Source organism: Pseudomonas sp. GM48, from assembly GCF_000282335.1.
In the GTDB taxonomy this organism is placed as follows: Bacteria; Pseudomonadota; Gammaproteobacteria; order Pseudomonadales; family Pseudomonadaceae; genus Aquipseudomonas.
Genome location: NZ_AKJM01000042.1, coordinates 18,739 through 42,808, shown reverse-complemented (window position 1 = coordinate 42,808; position 24,070 = coordinate 18,739). Strand labels below are relative to the sequence as shown.

The window sequence follows — 24,070 nt, the reverse complement described above, 5'->3', positions numbered from 1 at the left end:
AGTCTTCTTCTGGGCACCAATTCAAATTCAAGGTTACGGCCTTGAGTTTCACAGAAACCCGCGAAAGCGGGTTTTTGCGTTTCCGGCTTTCAAAAAATCAACACATTCCCTGTAGCAGCTGGCGAAGCCTGCGTTCGGCTGCGCAGCAGTCGTAAAATCAGGCGATGCGGTGTGTCAGGATGACCTGGTACTCAGGATTAGCGACTGCTGCGCAGCCGAACGCAGGCTTCGCCAGCTGCTACAAGCGATGACGTCGGACGCTCTAGCAAACCCCTGCCAGCCTCGCAAGGCGCATTTGAGAAAGAATATCGTTTATCATTGTTGCAAGTTTTTGCAATGCGACAGTGAGGAACCCTGCGAATGATGTATCGAAATACCCTGCGCCGCGGCCTGACGATCACCCTGCTCGGCCTGACACTCGCCTCCCCCCTCACCCAAGCCGCCGATCCGGCTGCCCTGACCCTCTACAACGGCCAGCACAAAGAAGTCGGCGACGCGGTCGCCAAAGCCTTCGAAGCCAAGACAGGCATCCACGTCAATGTGCGCAAAGGCAGCAGCAACCAGCTCGCCAGCCAGGTCGTCGAAGAAGGCGATCGCTCCCCCGCCGACGTGATCTACACCGAAGAATCGCCGCCACTGAACAAACTCGGCGAACAAGGCCTGCTGGCCAAGACGGATGACGCAACGCTGGCCGTCCTGCCCAAGGAGTACGTCGCCGCCAATGGCACCTGGATTGGCGTGACTGCCAGGGTGCGCGTCGTCGCCTTCAACCCCAAGCTGATCGATGAAAAAGACTTGCCGACCTCGGTGATGGAGTTCTCCAACCCAAAATGGCAGGGCAAAGTCGGTTTCGTACCCACCAGCGGCGCCTTCCAGGAACAAGCCGTCGCGATCATCAAAGTGCACGGTATGGACGCCGCCGAAGAATGGCTGACCGGGCTACGTGCATTCGGCAAGACCTACAGCAACAACATGGTTGCATTGAAAGCAGTGGAAAATGGCGAAGTCGCCACCGTACTGGTCAACAACTACTACTGGTTCGCCCTGCAGCGTGAAAAAGGTCAGCTCGATTCGAAACTGCATTACTTCACCGGCGGCGATGTCGGCGGACTCATCACCGTGTCCAGCGCAGCGGTACTCAAATCCAGCAAACACCCCAAAGAAGCCCAGCAATTGCTCGCCTATATGGCCAGCGAGGAAGGCCAGCGCGTGATCACCCAGACCACCGCCGAATACCCTCTGCACAAAGACATGGAATCTGATCGCGGACTCAAGCCATTCAGCGAACTGCAAGCACCGAAAGTCACGCCAGCCGACCTGGGCAATGCCGAAGAAGCCCTGGATCTGGAACGTGACGTTGGCCTGAACTGATGAGCGCATCGCTATCTGCCACCCGCCTGCGCAGCAACAACTCGTCCCGCCGCAAGCGTCCGCCGATCGGGTTGGTGTTGCCGGTATTGCTGCTGGTCGTACTCAGCTTCCTGCCGCTGGCCTATGTCGGACTCAAAGCTTGGCAAGCAGGCTGGGCCGAAGCCTTGCACCTGCTGTGGCGGCCCTACGTATTCGGCCTGCTGCGCAACACCCTCGCGCTGATGCTCGGCGTAACCGTCACCTGCGGCGTGATCGGCTTGTCCCTGGCATGGCTACTGGAACGCAGCAATCTTTCCGGACGGCGGTTATGGGGGGTGATTCTGTGCCTGCCGTTCGCCGTGCCCGCGTTTGTCAGCAGCTTCACCTGGGTTTCGCTGAGCGCCCACTTTGAAGGACTCGGCGGGGCGATCCTGGTGATGAGCCTGTCCAAATACCCGCTGATTTTTCTGCCCGTGGCGGCGACCTTGCGCAATCTCGACCCGTCCCTGGAAGAGTCGGCCCGCACGCTGGGGCAGAATCGCTGGGGCGTGTTTTTCCGCGTCACCCTGCCACTGCTCTGGCCTTCGCTACTGGCGGGTTCATTGCTGATTGCGCTGCACATGCTGGTGGAGTTCGGCGCCTTGTCGATTATCGGTCTGCAAACCTTCACCACGGCGATTTATCAGCAGTTCGAGCTGGAGTTCAGTAACGCCAACGCAGCCATGCTTTCAGCAGTACTGCTGGCGCTGTGCCTGATGTTGCTGTGGCTGGAGTTGCGCGTACGCGGCAAAGGCCGACATGTGCGCACTGGCCAAGGCGCGGCGCGCAATGCCGAGCAAGTTCAACTGGGACCGTGGGCAGTGGCGGGACAGCTTTATTGCCTGCTTCTGGCAATCATTGGCAGCGGGATTCCGCTCGGTATGCTGGCCTACTGGCTGGCGGTGGGATCATCGGCCGCCTTCCCTGTGGTGGCAATCGGCGAGGCACTGCTGTCATCCCTCGCACTGTCGCTGGGTGGCGCGGCGCTGTGCCTGGTCCTGGCGGTGCCGGTCGGACTGCTGGTCGTACGCTACAAAGGTCAACTGGCGATCTGGGCCGAGCGTTTGCCGTATCTGCTGCACGCCCTGCCGGGACTGGTCATTGCCCTGACCCTGGTGTATTTCGCCCTGCACTACGTGCCGATGCTTTACCAGACGTCCGCGTTGTTGCTGATCGCCTATGCCCTGCTGTTTCTGCCATTGGCCCAGGCGCCGATCCGCACCGCCCTGAACAAGGCAGCGCCGCAACTCGAGGAAGCGGCTCGTACACTGGGCGCATCATCATTCAGCGCTTTCTGCCGAGTGACACTGCCGATAATTTTTCCGGCACTGGGCGCGGCTTTTGCGCTGGTATTCCTGGATGCGATGAAGGAACTGACGGCAACCTTGCTGTTGAGCCCCACCGGGTTGAACACCCTGGCAACGGAAGTCTGGGCGCATACCGCGAATGTTGAATTTGCGGCGGCAGCGCCTTATGCGGCGTTGTTGATATTGGTGTCGGGGTTGCCGGTCTATCTGCTTACGACCCGGATGTATCTGAGCCGTTGAGACCGTATTCGCGAGCAAGCCCGCTCCCACACCAGATCTGCTGTGAACTCACTATTTGTGAACAGCAGAGATGAAATGTGGGAGCGGGCTTGCTCGCGAAGGGGCCAGGCCAGGCAACCCGTCAAGCCCGGAACTGCCCCAGGCTCGCCTTCAACTGCGCCGCAAGACTGTCCAGCACCTTGCCACTGGCCGTGGTCTCCACTACAGCTTGCGCCGCCCTCTCGGCCTGGGCATGAATGGTCTGGACCCGGCCCCGCACCGCCTGCGCGCCCTGAGCCTGATGCGCCGCGGCCTGGGTGGCCAGACCGATTGCCGCATGTACCTGCTCGACGGATGCCTGCACCGACTGCTGCAACCGCGCACTGTCACGCAGCACCAGCAAACCCTCACTGGCCTGGCGCCCGGCCTGACCAATCGCCGCCACCGCCTCACGCGCACCTTGCTGCAACGCCACGATATGCGCCTGAATATCGCCGGTGGAGCTCTGCGTCTTGCTCGCCAGCGCCCGCACCTCATCGGCCACCACCGCAAACCCACGCCCGGTCTCGCCGGCACGTGCCGCTTCGATAGCCGCGTTCAGCGCCAGCAGGTTGGTCTGCTCGGCGATCCCATGAATCACCGTCAGCACCACCTCAATCTGCTCACTTTGCTGTGCCAGGCGCTCGATCACTTGCGCACCAGTGTTGACCTGGCCCGCCAGCTCCTCGATCAGGCTGCCGACTTTCGCCGAAGTCCGGGTGTTTTCATCGGTCGCCTGACGAATGTCCACAACCTGCTTCAGCGCCGCCTGCATGGCATGGCTTTCCGACTGCGCCTCATCCGCCATTTGCGACAGCGCACGCAAACTCTCCGCCACCTCGTCGCGCTGCATGCCCGCCGCCGCATCAGCGCCAGCGTTGCGCAAGGTCATGGCGCCAATTTCCACACCGGTACGCTGGGCTACATCGCCCGCCTCGCGCACGATCGGCTGCAACTTATCCACAAAGCGATTGACCGCCGAGGCCATGTCGCCGATTTCATCCTTGCTGTTGATCTGCACACGCTTGGTCAGATCGCCCTCGCCCGCCGCCAGGTCATCCATGGCGACGATCAGCATTTTCAGGCGATTGACCACCCGGCGACCGAGCACCACCGCCAACAGCAGCAGGACACCGAAACCCACCACCGCCAGACACACACCGATGCGCCAGCGCAATGTCGTAGCCGCTTCCTGTACGGTGCCGGTGGTGTTGGCTTTCATTTCCGCCGCCGTGGACTGCGCTGACTGCAGGCGCGAGCGCATGGCCGCCGCGCTGTCAGCCGCCGCGCCTTTCAGGCTGTCGCCCACCAGTTGATCGCTGCTGGCGATCAAGGCCGAGAAGCGCTTGTCCAGGGCCGCGAGATCGGTCTCCACCGACGCGGTCGAGACCCCCATCAGGACCTTGCCGATTTCCACGCCATTGGGGTTGATCGAGGCCTCGACGTAGAACACCGAAGGATCGTTCTTCGCTGCATCCAGTACCTTGTCGAGTGCCCGCTCGCCCTGGCCTTTTTCCAGCAATGCCTTGTTGATCGGGTTTTCCCGGTTGAGGTAGCGCGTCAGGTGCTGGCCGGTAGCGTCGTCATACACCACGAACAGTACATTGGGATTGCGCTGGGCCCGGCGGGCGAACTCGGAAAGTGTCGGAACGTCGTTGTCCCACATGGCACGGGGTGCGACCGAAGCCAGAAGCTGCGCCATGTCGCTGGCGGAGTCCTTCAGGTCCTTTTCCAGGGTCGAACGCAATTGCGCCTGCTCTTCCTTCAATCGCGAGGACAAACCGGCCGTGAGGCGCTGACGCGTGCTGGTAGAGAGGTTGTCCAGGCTGGACGTGACTTCACGCCCTGCCCGTTCAAGCTCAGCGGAAAGCTTTTGACTGTCCGCGCCCAGACGCATACCCAGATCGGCTTCCAGCGCGGTCACCGTGCTCCGGGTCAGAGCAACAGCCACCAGCACCTGCACCAAAAGGGCGATACCAAGGGTAACGAACACGGGCCGCAACAAACGGCTTTGTAACAATGAGAGAACGGCCGACATCTGAAATCCCTCTGCTTTGGCGCCATTAAATTGATAGCACGCCGGAAGCAATGCTTTTTTAATGTTCACAGCAAAGGTCATGCCGTCCAGCAGACATAAACGACAAAGGCCCCGATTAAGGAGCCTTTGTGTTTTACATCAACGACTTATCAAGCAAACGGATGACGCAGAACGATGGTTTCGTTGCGATCCGGGCCCGTCGAAATAATGTCGATCGGCGCGCCGACCAGCTCTTCGACACGCTTGATGTAGTTACGCGCAGCCTGCGGCAGTTCTTCCAGGGTCTTGGCGCCCAGGGTCGACTCGCTCCAGCCCGGCATTTCTTCGTACACCGGCTCCAGGCCGATGTAGCTGTCGGCGTCGGTCGGTGCGTCGATCACTGCACCGTCAGCGTTTTTGTAGCCAACGCAGATGTTGATGGTTTCCAGGCCGTCCAGTACGTCCAGCTTGGTCAGGCACAGGCCCGAGATGCTGTTGACGTCGATAGCGCGACGCAGGATGACGGCATCGAACCAGCCACAACGACGGGCACGGCCGGTGGTCGCACCGAACTCGTGGCCACGCTTGGCCAGGAACGCACCTACATCGTCGAACAGCTCAGTCGGGAACGGACCCGAACCCACACGGGTGGTGTAGGCCTTGGTGATGCCGAGGATGTAATCCAGGAACATCGGGCCAACACCCGAACCGGTCGCGATACCGCCAGCGGTGGTGTTGGAGCTGGTGACGTACGGGTAGGTACCGTGGTCGATGTCCAGCAGGGAGCCCTGGGCGCCTTCGAACATGATGTCTTTGCCGGCGCGACGCAGGTTATGCAGCTCGGCGGTGACGTCCAGCATCATCGGCTTGAGCAGTTCGGCGTATTCCATGCACTCGTCCAGAGTCTTCTGGAAGTCGATGGCTGGCTCTTTGTAGTAATTGACCAGTACGAAGTTGTGGTAATCCAGCAACTCGCCCAGCTTGGCGGCGAAACGCTCGCGGTGGAACAGGTCGCCGATGCGCAGGCCACGACGTGCAACCTTGTCCTCGTATGCCGGGCCGATGCCGCGACCGGTGGTGCCGATCTTCAGCTCGCCACGGGCCTTTTCACGGGCCTGGTCCAGCGCTACGTGGTAGGACAGGATCAGCGGGCAGGAAGGGCTGATACGCAGGCGCTCGCGCACCGGTACGCCTTTCTCTTCCAGCTTGACGATTTCCCGCATCAGGGCGTCAGGTGCAACCACCACGCCGTTGCCGATCAGGCACTGCACGCCTTCGCGCAGCACGCCCGACGGAATCAGGTGCAAGACGGTCTTCTCACCGTCGATCACCAGGGTGTGACCAGCGTTGTGGCCACCTTGGTAACGCACTACGGCGGCAGCATGTTCGGTCAGCAGATCAACGATCTTGCCTTTGCCCTCATCACCCCACTGGGTGCCCAGGACTACGACATTCTTACCCATAACACTTGTCCTCATTCGCGCAAACTTGGTGCCGGCTGCAGCCGGCGGGAAAACTCAAGAAGCCAGTGGCGATACTTGCCAAAGCCCGTTCTGCTGAATCAATTGCCGGTCGCAGTCCGCTTCACGGGCGGCGGCCAAAGGTTGTCCAGGCAAGGCCTGAACGACACGCTGACCCTCACTGCGCAACTGGCAAACCTGCTGCCAGAGTGCCGCATCCGTACTGTCAGGCATCCAGATACCGCCAGACGGTAGCTCGATCTCAGCACGCCCCAGGGTCACCAGGGTTTTCAAATCGGTGGAGAAGCCGGTAGCCGGACGGGCGCGACCGAAGTCGGCGCCGATATCGTCGTAACGACCGCCCTGGGCAATCGACTGGCCAACACCCGGCACGAACACGGCGAACACCACACCCGTGTGGTAGTGGTAACCGCGCAGCTCGCCCAGGTCGAAATACAACGGCAGCTCAGGGAAACGCACGGACAGCCGCTCGGCAATTGCCAGCAAGTCATCCAGCGCCGCCGTCACCTGTGCCGGCGCCTTGGCCAGACGCTCGCGGGCCGCAGCCAGCACTTCACGGCCGCCACACAGATCGACCAACGCGCGCAGCATGCCCGACAGATCGGCAGGCAAGCCCTCGGTCAAGGTAATGACCTCATCGATGGCCTTGCGTTGCAATGCGTCGAACAACTGCTGCTCGACCTCACCGGACAAACCGGCGGCGCGGGCCAGGCCACGGTAGATGCCGACATGACCGAGGTCCATGTGCACATCCGGCACATCGGCCAGTTGCAGCATGGCCAGCATCAGGCTGATGACTTCGACGTCGCTGCTCGGGCTGCCATCGCCGTACAACTCGGCACCCAACTGGATCGGGCTGCGCGAGGACGACAAGGCGCGAGGCTGAGCATGCAGCACGCTACCGGCATAGCACAGACGGCTCGGACCTTCGCGACGCAGAGTATGCGCATCGATGCGCGCCACTTGCGGCGTGATGTCGGCACGGAAACCCATCTGCCGGCCCGATTGCGGGTCGATGACCTTGAAGGTGCGTAAATCCAGGTCCTGGCCTGCGCCGGTCAGCAGGGATTCCAGGTACTCGATATGGGGAGTCACGACAAACTCGTAACCCCAGCTCTGGAACAGATCCAACACCTGACGACGCGCGACTTCAATACGCGCCGCTTCAGGTGGCAGTACTTCTTCGATGCCATCTGGCAGAAGCCAGCGGTCTACCGTTGCCATTACGCCTTCCCCTTTATCCGGGCGGCCAGCCCTCGGCCGAGCCTTGAGTGAAGCAGAAAATGATTGCTTCGCGCATGAGCAACGAAGCGAAAAGCCTCTTACCGGCTTCGCTAACCACTTTCCTCGAAAAACTGTCGAGCCAATCGGCCCGGCATCTGCTTAAAAACAGCAATCAAACGTGCAGACGCAAAAAAGCCGGGAATTTCCCGGCTGCCGCATCATACACACGTTTTCCCAAAGGATCACCCCGCCAGAGGTTTTAGCCGCCCGGCGGGAGGATTCAGGTCAACGTCGTATCAAGGCTTGACTTTTTCCAGGTAGTGGAAGAAGTCGCTGCTTGGGTCGAGGACCATGACGTCGGATTTGTTCGCGAAGCTTTCACGGTAGGCGCGCAGGCTACGATAGAACGCGTAGAACTCCTGATCCTGACCGTAGGCCTTGGAGTAGATCGCAGCGGCCTGGGCATCACCGTCACCGCGAACCTCTTCGGATTCACGATAGGCTTCAGCCAGCAGCACGCGGCGTTGACGATCGGCGTCGGCACGGATGCCTTCGGCCAGCTCGTTACCCTTGGCGCGGTGCTCGCGAGCTTCACGCTCACGCTCGGTGCTCATACGCTCGAACACACTGCGGTTCACTTCTTTCGGCAGGTCGATGGTCTTGACCCGAACATCGACAACTTCGATGCCCAGCTCCTTTTCAGCCATCTTGTTCAGCGAAGAAGTAATGTCAGCCATCAGCGCATCGCGCTCACCGGAGACCACTTCGTGCAAGGTGCGCTTACCGAACTGGTCACGCAGGCCCGACTCCAGACGACGGGACAGACGCTCGTCGGCGATCTGCTTGAGGCCGGAAGTCGCGGTGTAGAAACGCTCTGCGTCCTTCACGCGCCACTTGGCGAAGGCATCGACCATCACGGCTTTCTTTTCCAGCGTCAGGAAGCGTTGCGTCGGTGCATCCAGCGTCATCAGGCGTGCGTCGAATTTACGCACCTGGTTAACGTAAGGCACCTTCACATGCAGACCCGGCTGGACATCGGCCTGAACCACGCGACCGAACTGCAGCAACACCGCACGCTCGGTCTGAGCCACGATGTAGAAACAGTTCCAGGCAGCGATCGCCACGACGACACCGACAATAAGGGCGATCAGCGATTTATTGCTCATCAGCGACTCTCCCTGGTACGTGCTTGCTGCTGCAGGTCTGCTGCCGCACGCGCATTCGCTTCATTGCTGCTGGCTGCCGCGCCGGTCACCGGAACGCTGGTGTTGCGACCACTTTCGACCATTTTGTCCAGCGGCAGGTACAACAGGTTGTTCTGGCCGTTCTTGTTGCCGGTCACGAGAACCTTGCTGGTGTTGCTGAAGACTTCCTGCATGGTGTCCAGGTACAGACGCTGGCGAGTGACTTCAGGTGCCTTGCGGTACTCGGCGACCAGCTTGGTGAAGCGATCGGCCTCACCCTTGGCGCGCGAGACGGTTTCGTCACGGTAACCATTGGCATCCTCAAGGATGCGCTGGGCCTGACCACGAGCTTCCGGCACGACGCCGTTGGCATAGGTTTCGGCCTGGTTGCGCGAGCGTTGCTCGTCTTCCCGGGCACGGATCACGTCATCGAAGGCTTCCTGGACTTCACGCGGTGCCGCTGCGCTCTGAACGTTGACCTGGGTAACGGTGATACCGGTACGGTAAGTGTCCATGAAGCGTTGCAGACGCTCCTTGATTTCGCTGGCCATCAATTCACGACCTTCGGTCAGCACCTGGTCCATTGCGGTGGAACCCACCACATGGCGCAAGGCGCTGTCGGTCGCGTGCTGCAGGCTGATTTCCGGCTGGTCGACGCTCAGCACGAAGTCCTGCAGGTTGCTGATCTTGTACTGCACGGTCAGCGGCACTTCGACGATGTTCTCGTCTTCAGTCAGCATCTGGCCCTGCTTGGTGTAGGCACGCTCACGCGTGACGTTTTCCAGGTACTTTTTGTCGATCGGCGGGAAGTAGATATTCAGGCCCGGACCCACGGTTTCGTAGTACTTGCCGAAGCGCAGCACCACGGCCTGCTCCTGCTCGTCGACGACATAGACCGCGCTGTACAGCCATACGGCGGCCAGCACGACCAGGCCGATGCCGAGCAGGCCGCCAAAGCCGCCACTCTTGCCCGGACCACCGCCGTCGTCACCACCACGTTTCTTACCACCACCGAACAAACCGTTCAGGCTTTCCTGCAGCTTTCGGAAGGCCTCGTCGAGATCCGGTGGTCCCTTGCGGTCGCCGTTGTTACGACGCTTGCCACCCCAAGGATCCTGATTATTCGAGTTGCCACCCGGCTCATTCCAAGCCATAGCGCTCTCCATCTGATAAAGCAAAGACGCACCCACGGCGCGCCGACCAATGCTACAGAATGCCTGTCACCACGGCACAACCGCTTTCTCAGGCTTTTATTGCAAAGTGTGTTGCTCGATGAATTCCATCGGTTGCAAACCTTCGCGGCTCACCAGCCGATTCAATTCGGCTCGTGGCAAACGAACGGCCAGTAAACTGATGCCTTCGTCATCGTGTTCTTCTTTCTGTACTGCACCGAGTTCGAAAAACTGCGCACGCAGTCGAGCAAATCGATTCGGCAAGCGCAAGGTCCCGACAAACAACTCATCGCCAAGCAGCTCGGCCACAGCCTGCTTGAGCAGGTCCAGGCCTGTACCATCTTTCGCCGAAAGCCAGACCCGCTGCGGTTTGCCATCGGCATCGCGCTGGATCTGCGGCTCCACGCCCTCGAGCAAATCGAGTTTGTTATAGACCTCCAGGATCGGCAAGTCTTGAGCCCCGATCTCTCCGAGTACCACCATGACCTGTTCAATCTGGGCCATACGCTCGGGTTCATGGGAGTCGATCACGTGCAGCAGCAGGTCGGAGTTGCTCGACTCTTCGAGCGTAGCCCGAAAAGCCTCGACCAGCTTGTGCGGCAAGTGGCGAATGAAACCCACGGTGTCAGCCAGCACGATCGGACCGAGGTCATCGAGTTCGAGCCGGCGCAAGGTCGGGTCGAGGGTGGCGAACAACTGGTCAGCCGCGAAGACTTCGGAATCGGTTACCGAGTTGAACAGCGTCGATTTGCCGGCGTTGGTATAACCCACCAGCGAAACCGTCGGAATGTCCGCTCGTTTACGGCCACGGCGCGATTGCTCACGCTGGCTGCGGACCTTTTCCAGGCGTCCCTTGATCTGCCGCAGGCGAACCCGCAACAGGCGCCGGTCGGTTTCCAGCTGGGTTTCACCCGGACCGCGCAGGCCGATACCGCCTTTCTGCCGTTCAAGGTGAGTCCAGCCGCGAACCAGCCGCGTACTCATGTGCTCAAGCTGGGCCAGTTCGACCTGGAGCTTGCCTTCATGGGTGCGGGCGCGTTGGGCGAAGATATCGAGAATCAAACCCGTGCGGTCGATCACGCGACACTCGAAAATGCGTTCGAGGTTACGTTCCTGACTGGGCGTGAGGATGTGATTGAAAATCACCAGATCGACCTGTTCGGCCTGGACCAGGTCGCGCAACTCTTCGACCTTGCCGCTGCTGATCAGGGTTTTGGCGGTTGGCCGATGACGCGGCACGTTGAAAAACGCGACGGTCTCGGCGCCAGCCGAAATTGCCAGCTCCTGAAACTCCTGCGGATCTTCGCGCGCCTCAGGGTCCTGACCATCCAAGTGAACGAGAATGGCTCGTTCACCACCACCGTGGCGCTCAAAGAACAAAGGAGACTCCTATCAGGCGTTACCTGGCTCAGCATCACCTGCATCGGATTCGGTTGCGCTAGGCAGACGAATTGGACGAACCGGCACTACTGTAGAGATAGCGTGTTTGTAAACCATCTGGCTAACGGTGTTTTTCAGCAGGATGACGAACTGGTCGAAAGACTCGATCGTGCCTTGCAGTTTGATACCGTTGACCAGGTAGATGGACACCCCAACTTTCTCTTTACGTAAAGTATTCAAGTAAGGGTCTTGTAGCGAATGCCCTTTTGACATGTGCCGCACTCCTTTAAGGATTCAATATAAAAAATAGGTAAACAGATGGCTTGGGCCGTCACACCCCCAAGGATAGACGGCAATTGCAAGGACTCAGCTCAATATGGAGATGGTCCCCAGGTATTTCAAGGCGCGTGGCAGATTGTCGCAATCCAGACTGTCCAGCCAATGCAGATCAGCCCAACTGCGCAGCCAGGTGAACTGGCGTTTCGCCAATTGGCGCGTGGCAATGATTCCACGCTCCTGCATCTCGGCTGACGTCAGCTTGCCATCCAGGTAGTCCCAGACTTGGCGGTATCCTACTGCACGTATAGACGGCAACCCGACATGCAGGTCACCTCTTTTACGCAGGGCTACGACCTCGTCAATGAATCCCTGTTCCAACATTAAAGTGAATCTTTGTTTAATTCGCTCGTGCAGTACCTGGCGATTTGCCGGGGCAATGGCCAAGTTCGCGACAGTATAGGGCAATTGTTGCCGTCCCGAAGCGGCTGCTTCAGTACTTTGCGCAGATTGTTGCAAACGCAGGGCAGTCATGCTTTGACCACTGACACGATAAACTTCCAGCGCTCGACTGAGGCGCTGGGGATCGTTCGGGTGGATCCGCGCCGCAGACTCCGGATCGATCACTGCCAATTGCTCGTGCAAAGCTTGCCAGCCAAGGCGTGCAGCCTCTTCTTCGATTTGCGCGCGAACATCGGGATCGGCCGCGGGCATATCGGCCAGACCTTCAACCAAAGCCTTGTAATAGAGCATGGTGCCGCCCACCAGCAGCGGTATTTTTCCGCGTGCGGTGATATCGGCCATGGCCTCCAGGGCGTCACGGCGGAAATCCGCAGCCGAATAGCTTTCGGCCGGATCGAGAATATCGATCAGACGATGCGGATATTGCGCCAGCAGCTCTTTGGAAGGCTTGGCGGTGCCGATGTCCATGCCACGGTAGACCAGCGCCGAATCGACGCTGATCAGCTCGCAAGGCAAGACTTTGCTGAGTTCGATGGCCAGGTCGGTCTTGCCGGCGGCGGTCGGGCCCATCAGGAAAATCGCAGGTGGGAGCTGGCTCATCAACGACCGCGCAAGAACAGTTTGTCCAGATCGTCCAGCCCCAGTTGGGTCCAGGTCGGTCGGCCATGGTTGCATTGACCGCTGCGCTCGGTGTTTTCCATATCACGCAGCAGTGCGTTCATTTCCGGCAGGGCCAAACGCCGATTCGCACGAACCGCGCCGTGACAGGCCATGGTCCCGAGCAACTCGTTCAGATGCGCCTGGATGCGGTCACTGGTGCCGAATTCCATCAGGTCGGCCAGGACGTCGGCGACCAGCCGGTTGGCCTCGGCCTGCTTGAGCAGTGCCGGAATCTGCCGGATCGCCAGGGTTTCCGGGCCCAGGCGCTGCAATTCAAAACCCAGGCGCTGGAACCAGGCAACATGCTCCTCGGCGCAATCGGCTTCACGCTGACTGACGGCCAGGGACTCCGGCACCAGCAACGGCTGGCCGCTCAGGCCTTCGCTGGCCATGGCGACTTTCAGACGCTCGTACATGATCCGTTCGTGGGCAGCGTGCATGTCCACCAGCACCAGGCCTTGAGCGTTTTCCGAAAGGATGTAGATGCCCTTGAGTTGTGCCAACGCATAACCCAGCGGCGGGATGTCGTCCTGTCCGGCCGGCAGCGCGACGGCATTGGCCTCGGGCAGCGGCGCAAAAAACTCGCGATAAGCGGCCTGCGCTTCGGCAACTGGAACACCGGACTGCGGACGCGGAGTGTATTGATACTGATAACCCGCGCCAGCTCCCGAACCTGCCGGCGGATTGAACGACGGCTGAGCCTGAGGCTGCTCCAGCAACGCATTGGCGGCCAGGCGCATTTCGCCCTGGGGTCCGAATTCACCGGCTTCGAGGCCGGTAGGCCGGACGATGGCCGTGGCAACCGGCGCCGCCAGATGATCATCCGGTCGCACATCGCCCAAGGCACGGTGCAAGGTGCCGTAGAGGAAATCGTGAACCATGCGCCCTTCACGGAAGCGCACTTCGTGCTTGGTCGGGTGCACGTTGACGTCGACGCCGGTCGGATCGACCTCGAAAAACAGTACGAAGGTCGGGTGCCGACCGTTGAACAGCACGTCGCGATAGGCCTGGCGCACTGCGTGGGCCACCAGTTTGTCGCGCACCGCACGGCCATTGACGAAGAAATACTGCAGATCCGCCTGGCTGCGGTTGAAGGTCGGCAAACCAACCCAGCCCCATAGATGCAGGCCATTGCGCTCGATTTCGATCGGCAATGCCTGCTCCAGGAAGCCCGGGCCACAGATCGCCGCCACGCGCCGGGCACGGGCCGCATCGTCGTGGGCCTCGTGCAGGCTGAGGATGGTCTTGCCGTTGTGGCGCAGATGGAATGCCACATCGAAGCGCGCCAGGGCCAGACGCCTGATCACTTCCTGCAGGTGATCGAATTCGGTTTTTTCGCTTTTGAGAAACTTGCGTCGCGCCGGTGTGTTGAAGAACAGGTCGCGCACTTCAACCGAAGTACCCACTGGGTGGGCCGCAGGCTGCACGCGGGGCGCCATGTCCCGGCCCTCGGTCTCGACCTGCCAGGCCTGATCGGCGTCACGGGTGCGCGAGGTCAGGGTCAGGCGCGCGACAGAGCTGATCGATGCCAGGGCTTCACCGCGAAACCCCAGGCTCATGACCTGTTCGAGGTCCTCCAGGTTGCGGATTTTGCTGGTGGCGTGACGGGCCAGGGCCAGCGGCAGGTCATCGGCGGAAATGCCGCTGCCATCGTCACGCACCCGCAGCAGCTTGACGCCGCCCTGCTCCACATCGACATCGATGCGTCTGGCACCGGAGTCGAGGCTGTTTTCCAGCAGTTCCTTGATCACCGACGCCGGGCGTTCAACCACCTCACCTGCGGCAATCTGGTTCGCCAACCGTGGGCTGAGCAGCTCGATGCGAGCGCTGTTGTTCACGACCTGATTCATTCTTTGGCCGCCAGTTCAGTGCCCGGAATGGTCAGGTGCTGACCGATCTTGAGCTCATCGCTCGACAGGTTGTTGGCGCTGCGCAGGGTGGCCGGCGATACCTGGTAACGCACGGCGATCATCGCCAGGGTCTCGCCCGGGTTGACGCGATGGTCACGTGGCCCCTGCACAATCTTGCCGGAGTCGCGCAGCCAGGCAATGTAAGTGCCCGGCGGCGGGTTCTGCTGGAAGAACTGGCGCACACCGCTGCTGATCGAACGCGCCAACGCCTGCTGGTGGTTCGATGCCGCGAGCTTCGAAGCTTCGTTGGCGTTGGAGATGAACCCGGTTTCGACCAGGATCGACGGAATATCCGGCGACTTCAGCACCATGAACCCGGCCTGCTCGACCCGCTGCTTGTGCAGTGGCGTAACCCGGCCAATGTTGCTCAGCACTTTCTGGCCAACGTTCAGGCTGGATGTCAGGGATGCGGTCATCGACAGGTCGAGCAGCACGCCGGCGAGCATGCGGTCCTTGTCATCGAGGCTGACGTTGCCGGCACCACCGATCAGGTCGGAACGGTTTTCGCTGTCGGCCAGCCAGCGGGCCGTCTCCGACGTTGCACCGCGATCGGACAGGGCAAACACCGAGGCACCGAAAGCGGCAGCAGAAGGCGCGGCGTCGGCGTGGATCGAGACGAACAGGTCGGCGCCTTTCTTGCGGGCAATTTCGGTACGACCGCGCAATGGAATGAAGTAGTCGCCGGTACGGGTCAGTTCGGCGCGGAAGCCTTTCATGCCGCTGATCTGGCGCTGCGTTTCGCGGGCGATCTGCAACACCACGTCTTTCTCGCGTTGACCGCGAGAACCCGATGCACCCGGGTCTTCGCCACCGTGTCCGGCGTCGATCACCACAACGATGTCGCGCTTGCCGGCCGGGGCCGGTGGCAGCTTGATTGCAGGCTCCGCAGGCGTTACCGGCACGGCGGGCACCGTGGCGACCGAGGGTGCAGGTGCTGGAGGTGGAGGTGGAGCGGCATCTGCGGCGTTATCGAACAGATCGACCACCAACCGGTTGCCGTACTGGGCATTCGGCGCCAGGGAGAAGCTTTTTGGCGTCACGGCCTTTTTCAGGTCGATGACCACCCGCAGGTCGGTCGGCGTGCGTTGAGCCGAGCGCATGGCGGTAATCGGGGTGTTCGAAGTGTTGACGTTGAGCGGCGCACCGAGGGTCGCGCCATTGATGTCGATGACCAGGCGATCCGGTGCCGTCAGGGTAAAGACGCTGTGTTGCACCGGGCCGGTCAGGTCAAACACCAGTCGCGTGTTGTCCGGTGCCCGCCACAGACGAACACTGTTGACCTTCGTATCGGCCACAGCGTCGACGGTCACCGCCAGAAACAACACCCCTACGGCAGCAACCAACGCGCGAAAGCGCATACCTAACCCCATCATCTATATGGATTCCAATGCCAAAGCGGCACACCAGGACTCGCCGCGCGAACCCTGGGATAAAATTTTCAGCGAACGTCCGCTGTCTTGCGGGCTAATGGTAATGGTCAGGTCGGGCTTTGGCAAAAAGCCTGCACCTTTCTCGGGCCACTCGATCAGGCACAGGGCATCGTCTTCGAAGTAGTCGCGGATACCGAGGAATTCCAGCTCTTCCGGGTCGACCAGGCGATACAGGTCGAAATGGAAAGCGCGAATGTCGCCGATCTCATAGGGCTCGACCAGGGTGAAGGTCGGACTTTTTACCGCCCCGACATGCCCCAGACCGCGGATGATGCCTCGGGACAACGTGGTTTTGCCCATCCCCAGGTTGCCCTCAAGGAAGATCAGGCCATGGCCTTGGGTGATTCGGGCAATGCGTGCGCCAAAGTCGCTCATGGCCTGCTCATCGGCCAGGTACAGGGTTACTTCAGACACGGGGCTTGCTCCTCCAACAACTGACGAATGGCTGGAATAAGATCACTAGCCGCCAGCCCACGGCCCAATTTACCTAGTTGTTCACCCGCATTGGCGTGCAGCCAGACTGCCAGGCAGGCCGCGTCGAATGCCGCCATGCCCTGGGCCAGCAGCGCGCCGACCAAACCGGCCAGCACATCGCCCAATCCGGCAGAAGCCATCGCCGGATGCCCTTGATGACACAGCGCCAGGCGCCCATCGGGATGGGCGATCAGGCTGCCGGCACCTTTCAGGACCACGACCGCTGTATATTTTTTGCTCAAGGCCAGGGCCGCCGCCGGACGGTCTGCCTGAACCTCGGCAGTGCTCATGCCAAGCAACCGTGCAGCTTCCCCCGGATGCGGGGTGATTACGCAGCCCTCGGGCAGGCTCACCTGCTCTTCGGCCAGCAGGTTCAATGCATCCGCGTCCCAGACTTGCGGCAGCGGCGCGTTGGCGGCGGCCGACAAAAGACTACGCCCCCAAGCGGCCTGGCCCAAACCGGGGCCGACGACCAATACGGAAACTTTTTGAAGCAATCCCATCAACTGATTGGCTGACGAAGTACCCAGCACCATTGCCTCGGGCACTCTGGCCAAAGCGGCCGGGACATGTTCGCTGCGAGTCGCCACAGACACCATGCCCGCGCCGCTGCGCAGCGCACTTTGCGCGCTCAACAGGATTGCCCCCCCGAAACCACGATCACCGCCGATCAGCAGCACATGGCCGAATCTGCCTTTATGGGAGGCCGGCGCCCGGGCCGCCGGACGCGGCAGGTTACCGGCCGTCAGGCGGAGTGCCGTGATTGCAGCGCCCGCAAGCAATTGCGGATCGGCGTGCAAGTCGTTGAACACCAACTCGCCGACCACATTCACTGCATCGCCGGTGAACATCCCCAGCTTCAACCCGATGAACGTCACGGTGAGGTCGGCACACACCGCGCAGCCAAGCACACGACCGGTATCGGCACACAGCCCTGAAGGGATATCCACCGCCGCAACCGGCAGCCCGCTGGCATTGATCGCGGCGATGGCGCTGGCATACGGCTCACGCACATCGCCACTCAGCCCGGTGCCAAGCAAAGCATCCAGCACGATGCCGCGCAATCCGGATTGTGCAGTCCAGGTCTCGATGTCCACTTTTTCAGACAGCGCCTCGGCATGGGCCAACGCCGCGTCGCCCTGCAAGTGCTGCGGATCCCCCACCGCCAGCACCCGCACCGTCCAGCCGGCGCGCCGGGCCAGCGCCGCCACCAGATAACCGTCCCCGGCATTGTTGCCATGACCGGCCAGCACGCTCAGTTCGCTCGCCGTCGGCCATCGGCGGACGAGCGCGCGCCACGTTGCCCGCGCCGCGCGCTGCATCAGTTCGAAGCCTTTTGTTCCGGCCGCAATCAGGCTCGCATCGAGCCCTCGCACTTGCGCGGCGCTGTACAGCACGTCGGGTAATTCATCTTTAGTGTGCGGCATGCGTCTTCGGGCTCCGATGTCTGGCAGAATTATACGCACCTCAGCTCCGGTTTCTCTCGCCTCATGCCCGCTATTACCACAGACCTGCCTGCCCTCGCCCAATCCATCAAGGACTGGGGCCGCGAGCTGGGCTTTCAGCAAGTCGGCATCAGCGGCCTCGACCTGGCCGAGCATGAGCAGCACCTGGAGCGCTGGCTCGAAGCCGGTTATCACGGCGAAATGGACTACATGGGCGCCCACGGCAGCAAGCGCTCGCACCCGGAAGAATTGGTGCCTGGCACATTACGTGTGGTGTCCCTGCGCATGGATTACCTGTCGGGCGACACGCAAATGGCAAAAATGCTCGCCCAGCCGGAAAAAGCCTACGTCTCGCGTTACGCCCTGGGTCGCGATTACCACAAGTTGATCCGCAAACGCGTGCAGCAACTGGCGGAAAAAATCCAGGCCGAGATCGGCCCGTTTGGCTTCCGCGCTTTCGTCGACAGCGCGCCGGTGCTGGAAAAAGCCATTGCCGAACAGGCCGGCCTGGGCTGGATCGGCAAAAACACCCTGGTCCTGAATCGCAAGGCCGGCAGTTATTTCTTCCTCGCCGAGCTGTTCGTCGACTTGCCGCTGCCGGTCGATCCACCCCACGCCACCGAACATTGCGGCCGTTGCAGCGCCTGCCTCGACATTTGCCCGACCAATGCCTTCGTCGGCCCCTATGTGCTGGACGCCCGGCGCTGCATTTCCTACCTGACCATCGAACTCAAGGGCGCCATTCCCGAAGAATTGCGCCCCTTGATCGGCAACCGGGTGTTCGGTTGCGATGACTGCCAGATCGTCTGCCCGTGGAACCGTTTCGCCCGTCCGTCCGGCGAAAGCGATTTCAAGCCGCGCCACAACTTGGACAACGCCGGGCTGGCGGAACTGTTCATGTGGGATGAAGACAAGTTCTTGAGCAGCACTGAAGGCTCGCCGCTGCGCCGGACGGGTTATGAAAACTGGTTGCGCAATCTGGCGGTGGGGTTGGGGAATGCGCCTTCAACGATTCCGGTGCTGGAAGCGTTGAAGGCGCGGCGGGATTATCCGTCGGAGCTGGTGCGCGAACACGTTGAATGGGCGCTAAGGCAGCACGCCAGTCGTCTGGCCTGAGGCAGCCGGAGAACTCAGGTATGCCCCCCTACTTGCAGTATTTCGACAATGTGATCGGTTTCATCGACCAAAAATGTCACCCTGTCTTTGCCGCTTATACGCACTTCAAACCGGTTCAATTTTTTCTCCAGTAGCGTGTACTTGGGGTCGCCCATTTTCTGGGATGCCTGCACCGGAGACAGACCTTCGTCAGCTACCCCCTTTCTGAATACGTCGTACTGTTCCATGGCGCTATCGCTCAAATCGGCCTTGATGTTTTTACCCTTGGGCTCCTTGAGGCTCCACTTGACGGGTGCGTCATCCGCCTTTCCACCTGACTTGGCAACCTTCGCCGCAGCCTTGGCGCCTTTGCCTTTTACTATCGACGATCCTGCCTTCGAGCTCCCCTTGCCCATTCCCTTGGCCATTTCTTTGGCGGCCGCCTGCGCTCCTTTGCTGCTCAGCCCAGGCTTATAGGCATTGGCCAGCTTGTTCCCCCATTGCACGGCACCTTTGCCGAGGGCTCCCAAACCCGCTCCAGCCGACAGCACGCCAGTGGCCAGGCTCGCCCAGCCCAGGATGCCTCCGACCCCCGACTCCGGCGCCACTTCATTGACGATGATGCCAGCGACCCCCAGCGTCGCAGAGGACGCCGCCAGTGTCAGACCGATCACCGCCAGAGGCGTGGCGGCACCCATCGTCACGACACTCAGGGCAAAACCGGCAATCGACAGGGCAATCCCCAACAGGGCTTTCCAGAAATGGCCGGTGGGATCGACCCGATTGATCGGGTCCCCGCCGCAGTAAGCGTAAGGATTCAACCCGCCCGCACCAAACGGACTCATGCTGTCCGGGCTGAGAAAGCGCATCAGCGTCGGGCTGTAGGCCCGGTAACCATTGCCCAACAGATACAGCCCGGTCAAAGGATCAAGTTGCTGGCCACTGAAACCGAGCAGGCTGAACAGCCCGCCCTCTGCCGGCCGATGCCCATAGGGGCTGTAGGCGACGTCCTGACGTTGTGCGCCCATCACTTCGGTCAACACACTCTGTTGCTGGTCCGTGCCCAACAAGCGGGTGACCGCGCTCTGCCCCTGCCGACTCTGCCCCAACACCACGTCAACATTGTGCAAACAGGTGCTCTTGTCCTGGCCATTCTCCTCATTGATCACCCGTCCTTCACGGTAGTAACGCCGGGTGACCGGACCGACCCGTTGCGACATTTCGACCAATCGGTCCTGGGCGTCGTAGTGATAACCGCGCACCACCGCGCCGACGGCACTGGCCACTTGCGTCAGGCGACCCAACGCGTCGTAAGTCAGCATGCGGACCTGTTCGTCCTTGATCAATTGCCCGTTGGCGTCGTACTGCAGCACCACGGGTGCCGGATAATCCTTGTGACTGTGCCGGATGCCGATCAACTGAGTAGGGTCACTGGCGCTGTATTCGTAGGAACACAGGTTTTTACCACCGGGAAATTCGGTTTCCAGCGTGACGATGTTGTCCATGGCATCAAGCACGAAAATTTGCTTGATGATCTCTTTGCCATGCGGATCTCGCGGCCGTTGCGTACCGCTGCAGGTGTACTCAGTCAGCCGACCGCGCCGGTCATAGCTGAAGCGCTCGTCGCGCAGGACCTCATTGCCGCTTTTCATCATTCTTTGCGCCAGTTTGCTGGCCAGTGTGTAGCTCGAGGTCAAGGTTTGCGTGCCGGAACCGCTGACCTCAAAACTACGCGACACCTCGCGTCCCAGATCGTCATAGGCCAATCGGGTGAGCAGCGAACGCGTACCGTTGGCCTCTTGTGCGTTGACCATCGCCAATTGGCCAAGGGCGTTGTAAGTGAATGCGGCTTTGAGCGAGTTGTGCTCAAACGATTTCGGACGCCCATGTTGGTCGTAATCAGTTTTGTGCTGGTTACCAAACACATCGGTGCAGGTTAAGGGGCGTCCGCCGAGGGAATAGGTATACAGAGCCTTTTCCTGTCGGGCGCCCTGGGTCGAGGTCTCACTCTTGAGCCGCCCGGACGGGTAGTACTCGAAACGGGTCTCGCGCCCTTGCTCGGTACACATCGTTGGCAGGCCGAGCCGGTGATCATAGGAGTAACTGGCAACAAGTCCGCCTGCCTTGCGCTGTGTCACCAGACCACCGAGGTTAGGTTCGTATCGGTACTCGACCCGGTCACCGCCCGGCGTCTGTTCCCAGACCGGCTTGCTGACGCCAGCCTCGAACCCCGCCGTCGTCACCCGCCCACCGACCTTGCTCTGGATCAAACGTCCGAGACCATCAAACGTTTGTTGGCCCAGACTGCGCCCCGCAACCTTTACCTCTATCGGCAATTGCCCATGGCTATGCACTGCATACTCGGTTTCCACCGCGTGACCATCCGGCAGTACGCTGCGCCGCAGGCGATTGAAGACATCGTATTGGTAGAGTGTTTTGTTTCCTGCCGGATCCGTCTGGCTAACACCACGACCCAAACCGTCGTACTCATGAAGGATCTTGCCCAGGCTCCTTCCTTGAAGGTCGAAAGTCTCTACGCTCTGCGGCTTACCGAACTTCTGGTAAACCGTGACGGTTTTGCCCATGCCTTGCTGCCAACTCGCTTCCTGCAGGGTCACAGGGTCGAACTCAAGATGCTCAGCGCGACCATCGGCGTGGAGAGTGGTTTTCAGTTGCCCCCATTCATCAAAGACAAAGCTCTTTTTTTGCCCCAGAGGCACACCCTGCAGCCAGTCGGTCGCGATCTCTTCGACAAGTTGGCCTATGGCGTTGTATTGCGCGGAATAAACCATCCGCAGCGGCCCGCCAGCCTGGCTGTCGCTGTCCTGTTCATCGATACGAATCGTCCGTCCCAGCCCGTCACAGGTGACTCGCTGTTGCACGCCGTTGACATCGACGCTGACCATCGACGCCGGAGTAACGCTGCCGGAAGCCAATTGATAGGACCAGCTTCGGCTGGCTTCAAACGCCGTGCCCGGTGCCACGGTCTCGCGAAGCAGCCTGCCAAACGGGTCATGTGTGAAGATAACAGTCCCTTCGTCTTCATTACGCTCCGATAATTTCGTGCCGTTGATTGCAGAAAGCGTTCGGGCCGTCGTCTTGCGAGCGCCATCGAAACCCGTCTGGGTAGTCTGCAACTCAAGGACCGTCCCGTTTAAACGGTATTCAAATTCGCAGTGCGTCGGCTTGCCCTCGCGAATAACCGTTTGCTTGCGTACGAGCCCATGACGTGAGGGATCGCTCGGGACGTTGAAGTAATCCAGATCCGTTTGAGCGCGCAGCGTCTGGGTTTGCCCACTGAGCTCCAGAAACTGCTCCTGAACAGGCACGATACCCGGCACAGTGGCGCTGTCCGCCTTGGTCAGCAGGTCATAACGATAGCGAGTGAGTGAGGTAGGGGCAGAGGCAAACCCTGTCGCCGGGGAAACCGTGCGTTGCTTTTCGAAGCGCACGAAACCCAAAGGGTCGGCCGGGCAGCCGTCGCTCGCAGTCGATGGGTAGAACTCGCAAACTGTCGTCACACCGCTCGGCTCGGTCTGCCTGAGCAAGTTGCCCCACTCGTCGTACTCGGTACGGGTAACCTGCGGCGGTGACTTCACTCCCGTCCTGCGATTCTCATGGATGACCGTCTCGACTTTAGGCATGCGAAATTGCTCCGGTTGCCCGGCCAGATTCACGCCTGGCAACTGGTGATACTCGATCGATCGTGTCGTTAATGCATCCCCGCAAGTGGTGACTTGCGACAGCAACAGATGAAACTTGTTATAGGTTCTGACGGTGAAGCTGTGCACTCGATCGCCTAGCATCAGGCGCTCGGTGGATGTGTAGGTATAGTTGGCAGCGACCCGGTACAGATTGTCGCCGTCGTTGGACCAGTTGATACCGGCACCGAAACCCAAAAAGTTGGCATCGGAAAAGTCGTAGTTCGTGGTAATCGACGGTTGATCGAACCTGGGGTTGCTGATGTGTGCGCTCACACAAGGCATCGATTGCAATGGACCCAAGGGTGGAAAACGATGCCCCACCGTTTTATAGCGGATGGTTTCCATTCCACCCAGCGGAGACTCGACAGAGATGATGCAGTTCAGGCCGCCAATCTGCTGCAAGCCCAACTTCCACTCGCCGCCAATGGGCATACCGACTTTTACCTGAGCACTGGATTGCGACAATGTGAACGCTGCTTCACAGTCCGTGCCGGGATACAGCGTCAGTTTGACGCTCGCATTTCGCGTAATGCTCAGCAAAACGCGCTGAGCATCCCGGACTTCACTCAGTACCGGCAATCCATTGATCGAGGTATAGGCAAGGGTAATACTTGTGCCGTTTGCCGCAACAATACGAATCGGCACCGCAATATTGCTTGATCCATGAAGCCGAAGCTCCTCAAGAACTCCGTTTTTATGGACGATGTCATAGCGCCCTGCCTCAGGCTTACTAACCTTGAGTGTATTGAGCTTCAATTCGCTAAACAGTAGAGCGGAAGCCGTTTCTGACGCCTTGTATCGTTCGCCGCTCGACAACGACAGGACCTTGTTGAGTACGTCATAGCGCGTCAATGCCAAATGCCAACCCTTGCCAAAACCGGTGTCAGTGGAATTAAGCGGATTGAACTGCAACTGAATAGGCAAGGAAGGCCCATTCAACCCTCCGGACTTGATTTCGCCCAGGGACACGCTGAACGTGTACATACCCGTGCGGGCGTCGACGCTACCATTGACAAAATCATTAAAGTTAAATGCATTGGAATAGACAAGACTTTCAGAAGCCATCAGCGATTCGCCTTACAAATTAATAAATACCCTCCGCCACATTGCCAATAAGTGAAAATGACACAATCAAGCACCGGACCAACCGGCGTATTAAACCGAGTTGGCCCGACTCTTTAATAGCGGAACGTTAAACCACT

Annotated in this window: 16 protein-coding genes; 3 read left to right on the top strand and 13 right to left on the bottom strand. The window is 60.2% G+C overall.

The genetic code is table 11. The annotated features are described in order from the left end of the window. Nucleotides 1-360: 360 nt before the first annotated feature. Nucleotides 361-1,371 (top strand): extracellular solute-binding protein, encoded by a 1,011-nt coding sequence (locus PMI28_RS21680; RefSeq protein WP_007984007.1) that lies wholly within the window; start codon nucleotides 361-363, stop codon nucleotides 1,369-1,371. Next, nucleotides 1,371-2,936 (top strand): ABC transporter permease, encoded by a 1,566-nt coding sequence (locus PMI28_RS21685; RefSeq protein ID WP_007984004.1) that lies wholly within the window; start codon nucleotides 1,371-1,373, stop codon nucleotides 2,934-2,936. Before PMI28_RS21680 ends, PMI28_RS21685 begins: the two co-directional genes overlap by 1 nt. A gap of 121 nt (nucleotides 2,937-3,057) precedes the next feature. On the opposite strand, the gene PMI28_RS21690 is transcribed toward PMI28_RS21685, so the two are convergent. The 12 genes from PMI28_RS21690 to PMI28_RS21745 form a co-directional block, all read right to left on the bottom strand. Then, nucleotides 3,058-4,992, bottom strand: coding sequence for a methyl-accepting chemotaxis protein (locus tag PMI28_RS21690; protein WP_007984002.1), 1,935 nt, complete (start codon nucleotides 4,990-4,992; stop codon nucleotides 3,058-3,060). A 149-nt stretch (nucleotides 4,993-5,141) separates the two neighbouring features. Next, complete coding sequence (locus PMI28_RS21695) at nucleotides 5,142-6,434, bottom strand: adenylosuccinate synthase (protein WP_007984000.1); 1,293 nt, start codon at nucleotides 6,432-6,434, stop codon at nucleotides 5,142-5,144. A gap of 54 nt (nucleotides 6,435-6,488) precedes the next feature. Further along, nucleotides 6,489-7,676 (bottom strand): ATP phosphoribosyltransferase regulatory subunit, encoded by a 1,188-nt coding sequence (locus PMI28_RS21700; RefSeq protein WP_007983998.1) that lies wholly within the window; start codon nucleotides 7,674-7,676, stop codon nucleotides 6,489-6,491. Nucleotides 7,677-7,972: 296 nt separating this feature from the next. Beyond that, nucleotides 7,973-8,842 carry a protease modulator HflC gene (gene hflC / locus PMI28_RS21705; RefSeq protein ID WP_007983996.1) on the bottom strand — a complete coding sequence of 290 codons (870 nt, stop codon included), beginning with the start codon at nucleotides 8,840-8,842 and terminating at the stop codon, nucleotides 7,973-7,975. Continuing rightward, nucleotides 8,842-10,014, bottom strand: a complete 1,173-nt coding sequence (hflK, locus tag PMI28_RS21710) for an FtsH protease activity modulator HflK (protein WP_007983994.1) — start codon at nucleotides 10,012-10,014, stop codon at nucleotides 8,842-8,844. The genes hflC and hflK overlap by 1 nt, the downstream gene beginning before the upstream one ends. Before the next feature lie 96 nt (nucleotides 10,015-10,110). Further along, nucleotides 10,111-11,412, bottom strand: coding sequence for a ribosome rescue GTPase HflX (gene hflX, locus PMI28_RS21715; RefSeq protein WP_007983993.1), 1,302 nt, complete (start codon nucleotides 11,410-11,412; stop codon nucleotides 10,111-10,113). Nucleotides 11,413-11,424: 12 nt separating this feature from the next. Beyond that, on the bottom strand, nucleotides 11,425-11,685 hold the full coding sequence (gene hfq / locus PMI28_RS21720; protein ID WP_003221112.1) for an RNA chaperone Hfq: 261 nt from the start codon (nucleotides 11,683-11,685) through the stop codon (nucleotides 11,425-11,427). A gap of 93 nt (nucleotides 11,686-11,778) precedes the next feature. After that, entirely contained in the window at nucleotides 11,779-12,750 is a 972-nt protein-coding gene (gene miaA / locus PMI28_RS21725) for a tRNA (adenosine(37)-N6)-dimethylallyltransferase MiaA (protein ID WP_007983991.1), read from the bottom strand. Next, a complete protein-coding gene (mutL, locus tag PMI28_RS21730) occupies nucleotides 12,750-14,660 on the bottom strand; it encodes a DNA mismatch repair endonuclease MutL (protein ID WP_007983989.1) in 1,911 nt (636 codons plus the stop codon). The genes miaA and mutL overlap by 1 nt, the downstream gene beginning before the upstream one ends. Further along, nucleotides 14,657-16,093 carry an N-acetylmuramoyl-L-alanine amidase gene (locus PMI28_RS21735; RefSeq protein WP_007983987.1) on the bottom strand — a complete coding sequence of 479 codons (1,437 nt, stop codon included), beginning with the start codon at nucleotides 16,091-16,093 and terminating at the stop codon, nucleotides 14,657-14,659. The genes mutL and PMI28_RS21735 overlap by 4 nt, the downstream gene beginning before the upstream one ends. Continuing rightward, nucleotides 16,094-16,564 (bottom strand): tRNA (adenosine(37)-N6)-threonylcarbamoyltransferase complex ATPase subunit type 1 TsaE, encoded by a 471-nt coding sequence (tsaE, locus tag PMI28_RS21740; RefSeq protein ID WP_007983985.1) that lies wholly within the window; start codon nucleotides 16,562-16,564, stop codon nucleotides 16,094-16,096. It lies immediately after the preceding gene. Further along, entirely contained in the window at nucleotides 16,552-18,051 is a 1,500-nt protein-coding gene (locus PMI28_RS21745) for a bifunctional ADP-dependent NAD(P)H-hydrate dehydratase/NAD(P)H-hydrate epimerase (RefSeq protein ID WP_007983983.1), read from the bottom strand. Before PMI28_RS21745 ends, tsaE begins: the two co-directional genes overlap by 13 nt. 63 nt (nucleotides 18,052-18,114) lie before the next feature. Here PMI28_RS21745 and queG point away from each other — a divergent pair, with 63 nt between their 5' ends. Further along, a complete protein-coding gene (gene queG / locus PMI28_RS21750; RefSeq protein ID WP_007983981.1) occupies nucleotides 18,115-19,185 on the top strand; it encodes a tRNA epoxyqueuosine(34) reductase QueG in 1,071 nt (356 codons plus the stop codon). Nucleotides 19,186-19,199: 14 nt separating this feature from the next. On the opposite strand, the gene PMI28_RS21755 is transcribed toward queG, so the two are convergent. Then, nucleotides 19,200-23,933, bottom strand: coding sequence for an RHS repeat domain-containing protein (locus tag PMI28_RS21755; protein ID WP_007983980.1), 4,734 nt, complete (start codon nucleotides 23,931-23,933; stop codon nucleotides 19,200-19,202). Between the last annotated feature and the right edge of the window lie 137 nt (nucleotides 23,934-24,070).

Excerpts from the sequence above, each read along its gene's own strand:
- PMI28_RS21680 (WP_007984007.1), top strand. The coding sequence starts at position 361 with ATGATGTATCGAAATACCCTGCGCCGCGGCCTGACGATCACCCTGCTC.
- PMI28_RS21685 (WP_007984004.1), top strand. The coding sequence starts at position 1,371 with ATGAGCGCATCGCTATCTGCCACCCGCCTGCGCAGCAACAACTCGTCC.
- PMI28_RS21690 (WP_007984002.1), bottom strand. The coding sequence starts at position 4,992 with ATGTCGGCCGTTCTCTCATTGTTACAAAGCCGTTTGTTGCGGCCCGTG.
- PMI28_RS21695 (WP_007984000.1), bottom strand. The coding sequence starts at position 6,434 with ATGGGTAAGAATGTCGTAGTCCTGGGCACCCAGTGGGGTGATGAGGGC.
- PMI28_RS21700 (WP_007983998.1), bottom strand. The coding sequence starts at position 7,676 with ATGGCAACGGTAGACCGCTGGCTTCTGCCAGATGGCATCGAAGAAGTA.
- hflC (WP_007983996.1), bottom strand. The coding sequence starts at position 8,842 with ATGAGCAATAAATCGCTGATCGCCCTTATTGTCGGTGTCGTCGTGGCG.
- hflK (WP_007983994.1), bottom strand. The coding sequence starts at position 10,014 with ATGGCTTGGAATGAGCCGGGTGGCAACTCGAATAATCAGGATCCTTGG.
- hfq (WP_003221112.1), bottom strand. The coding sequence starts at position 11,685 with ATGTCAAAAGGGCATTCGCTACAAGACCCTTACTTGAATACTTTACGT.
- miaA (WP_007983991.1), bottom strand. The coding sequence starts at position 12,750 with ATGAGCCAGCTCCCACCTGCGATTTTCCTGATGGGCCCGACCGCCGCC.
- mutL (WP_007983989.1), bottom strand. The coding sequence starts at position 14,660 with ATGAATCAGGTCGTGAACAACAGCGCTCGCATCGAGCTGCTCAGCCCA.
- PMI28_RS21735 (WP_007983987.1), bottom strand. The coding sequence starts at position 16,093 with ATGATGGGGTTAGGTATGCGCTTTCGCGCGTTGGTTGCTGCCGTAGGG.
- PMI28_RS21745 (WP_007983983.1), bottom strand. The coding sequence starts at position 18,051 with ATGCCGCACACTAAAGATGAATTACCCGACGTGCTGTACAGCGCCGCG.
- queG (WP_007983981.1), top strand. The coding sequence starts at position 18,115 with ATGCCCGCTATTACCACAGACCTGCCTGCCCTCGCCCAATCCATCAAG.
- PMI28_RS21755 (WP_007983980.1), bottom strand. The coding sequence starts at position 23,933 with ATGGCTTCTGAAAGTCTTGTCTATTCCAATGCATTTAACTTTAATGAT.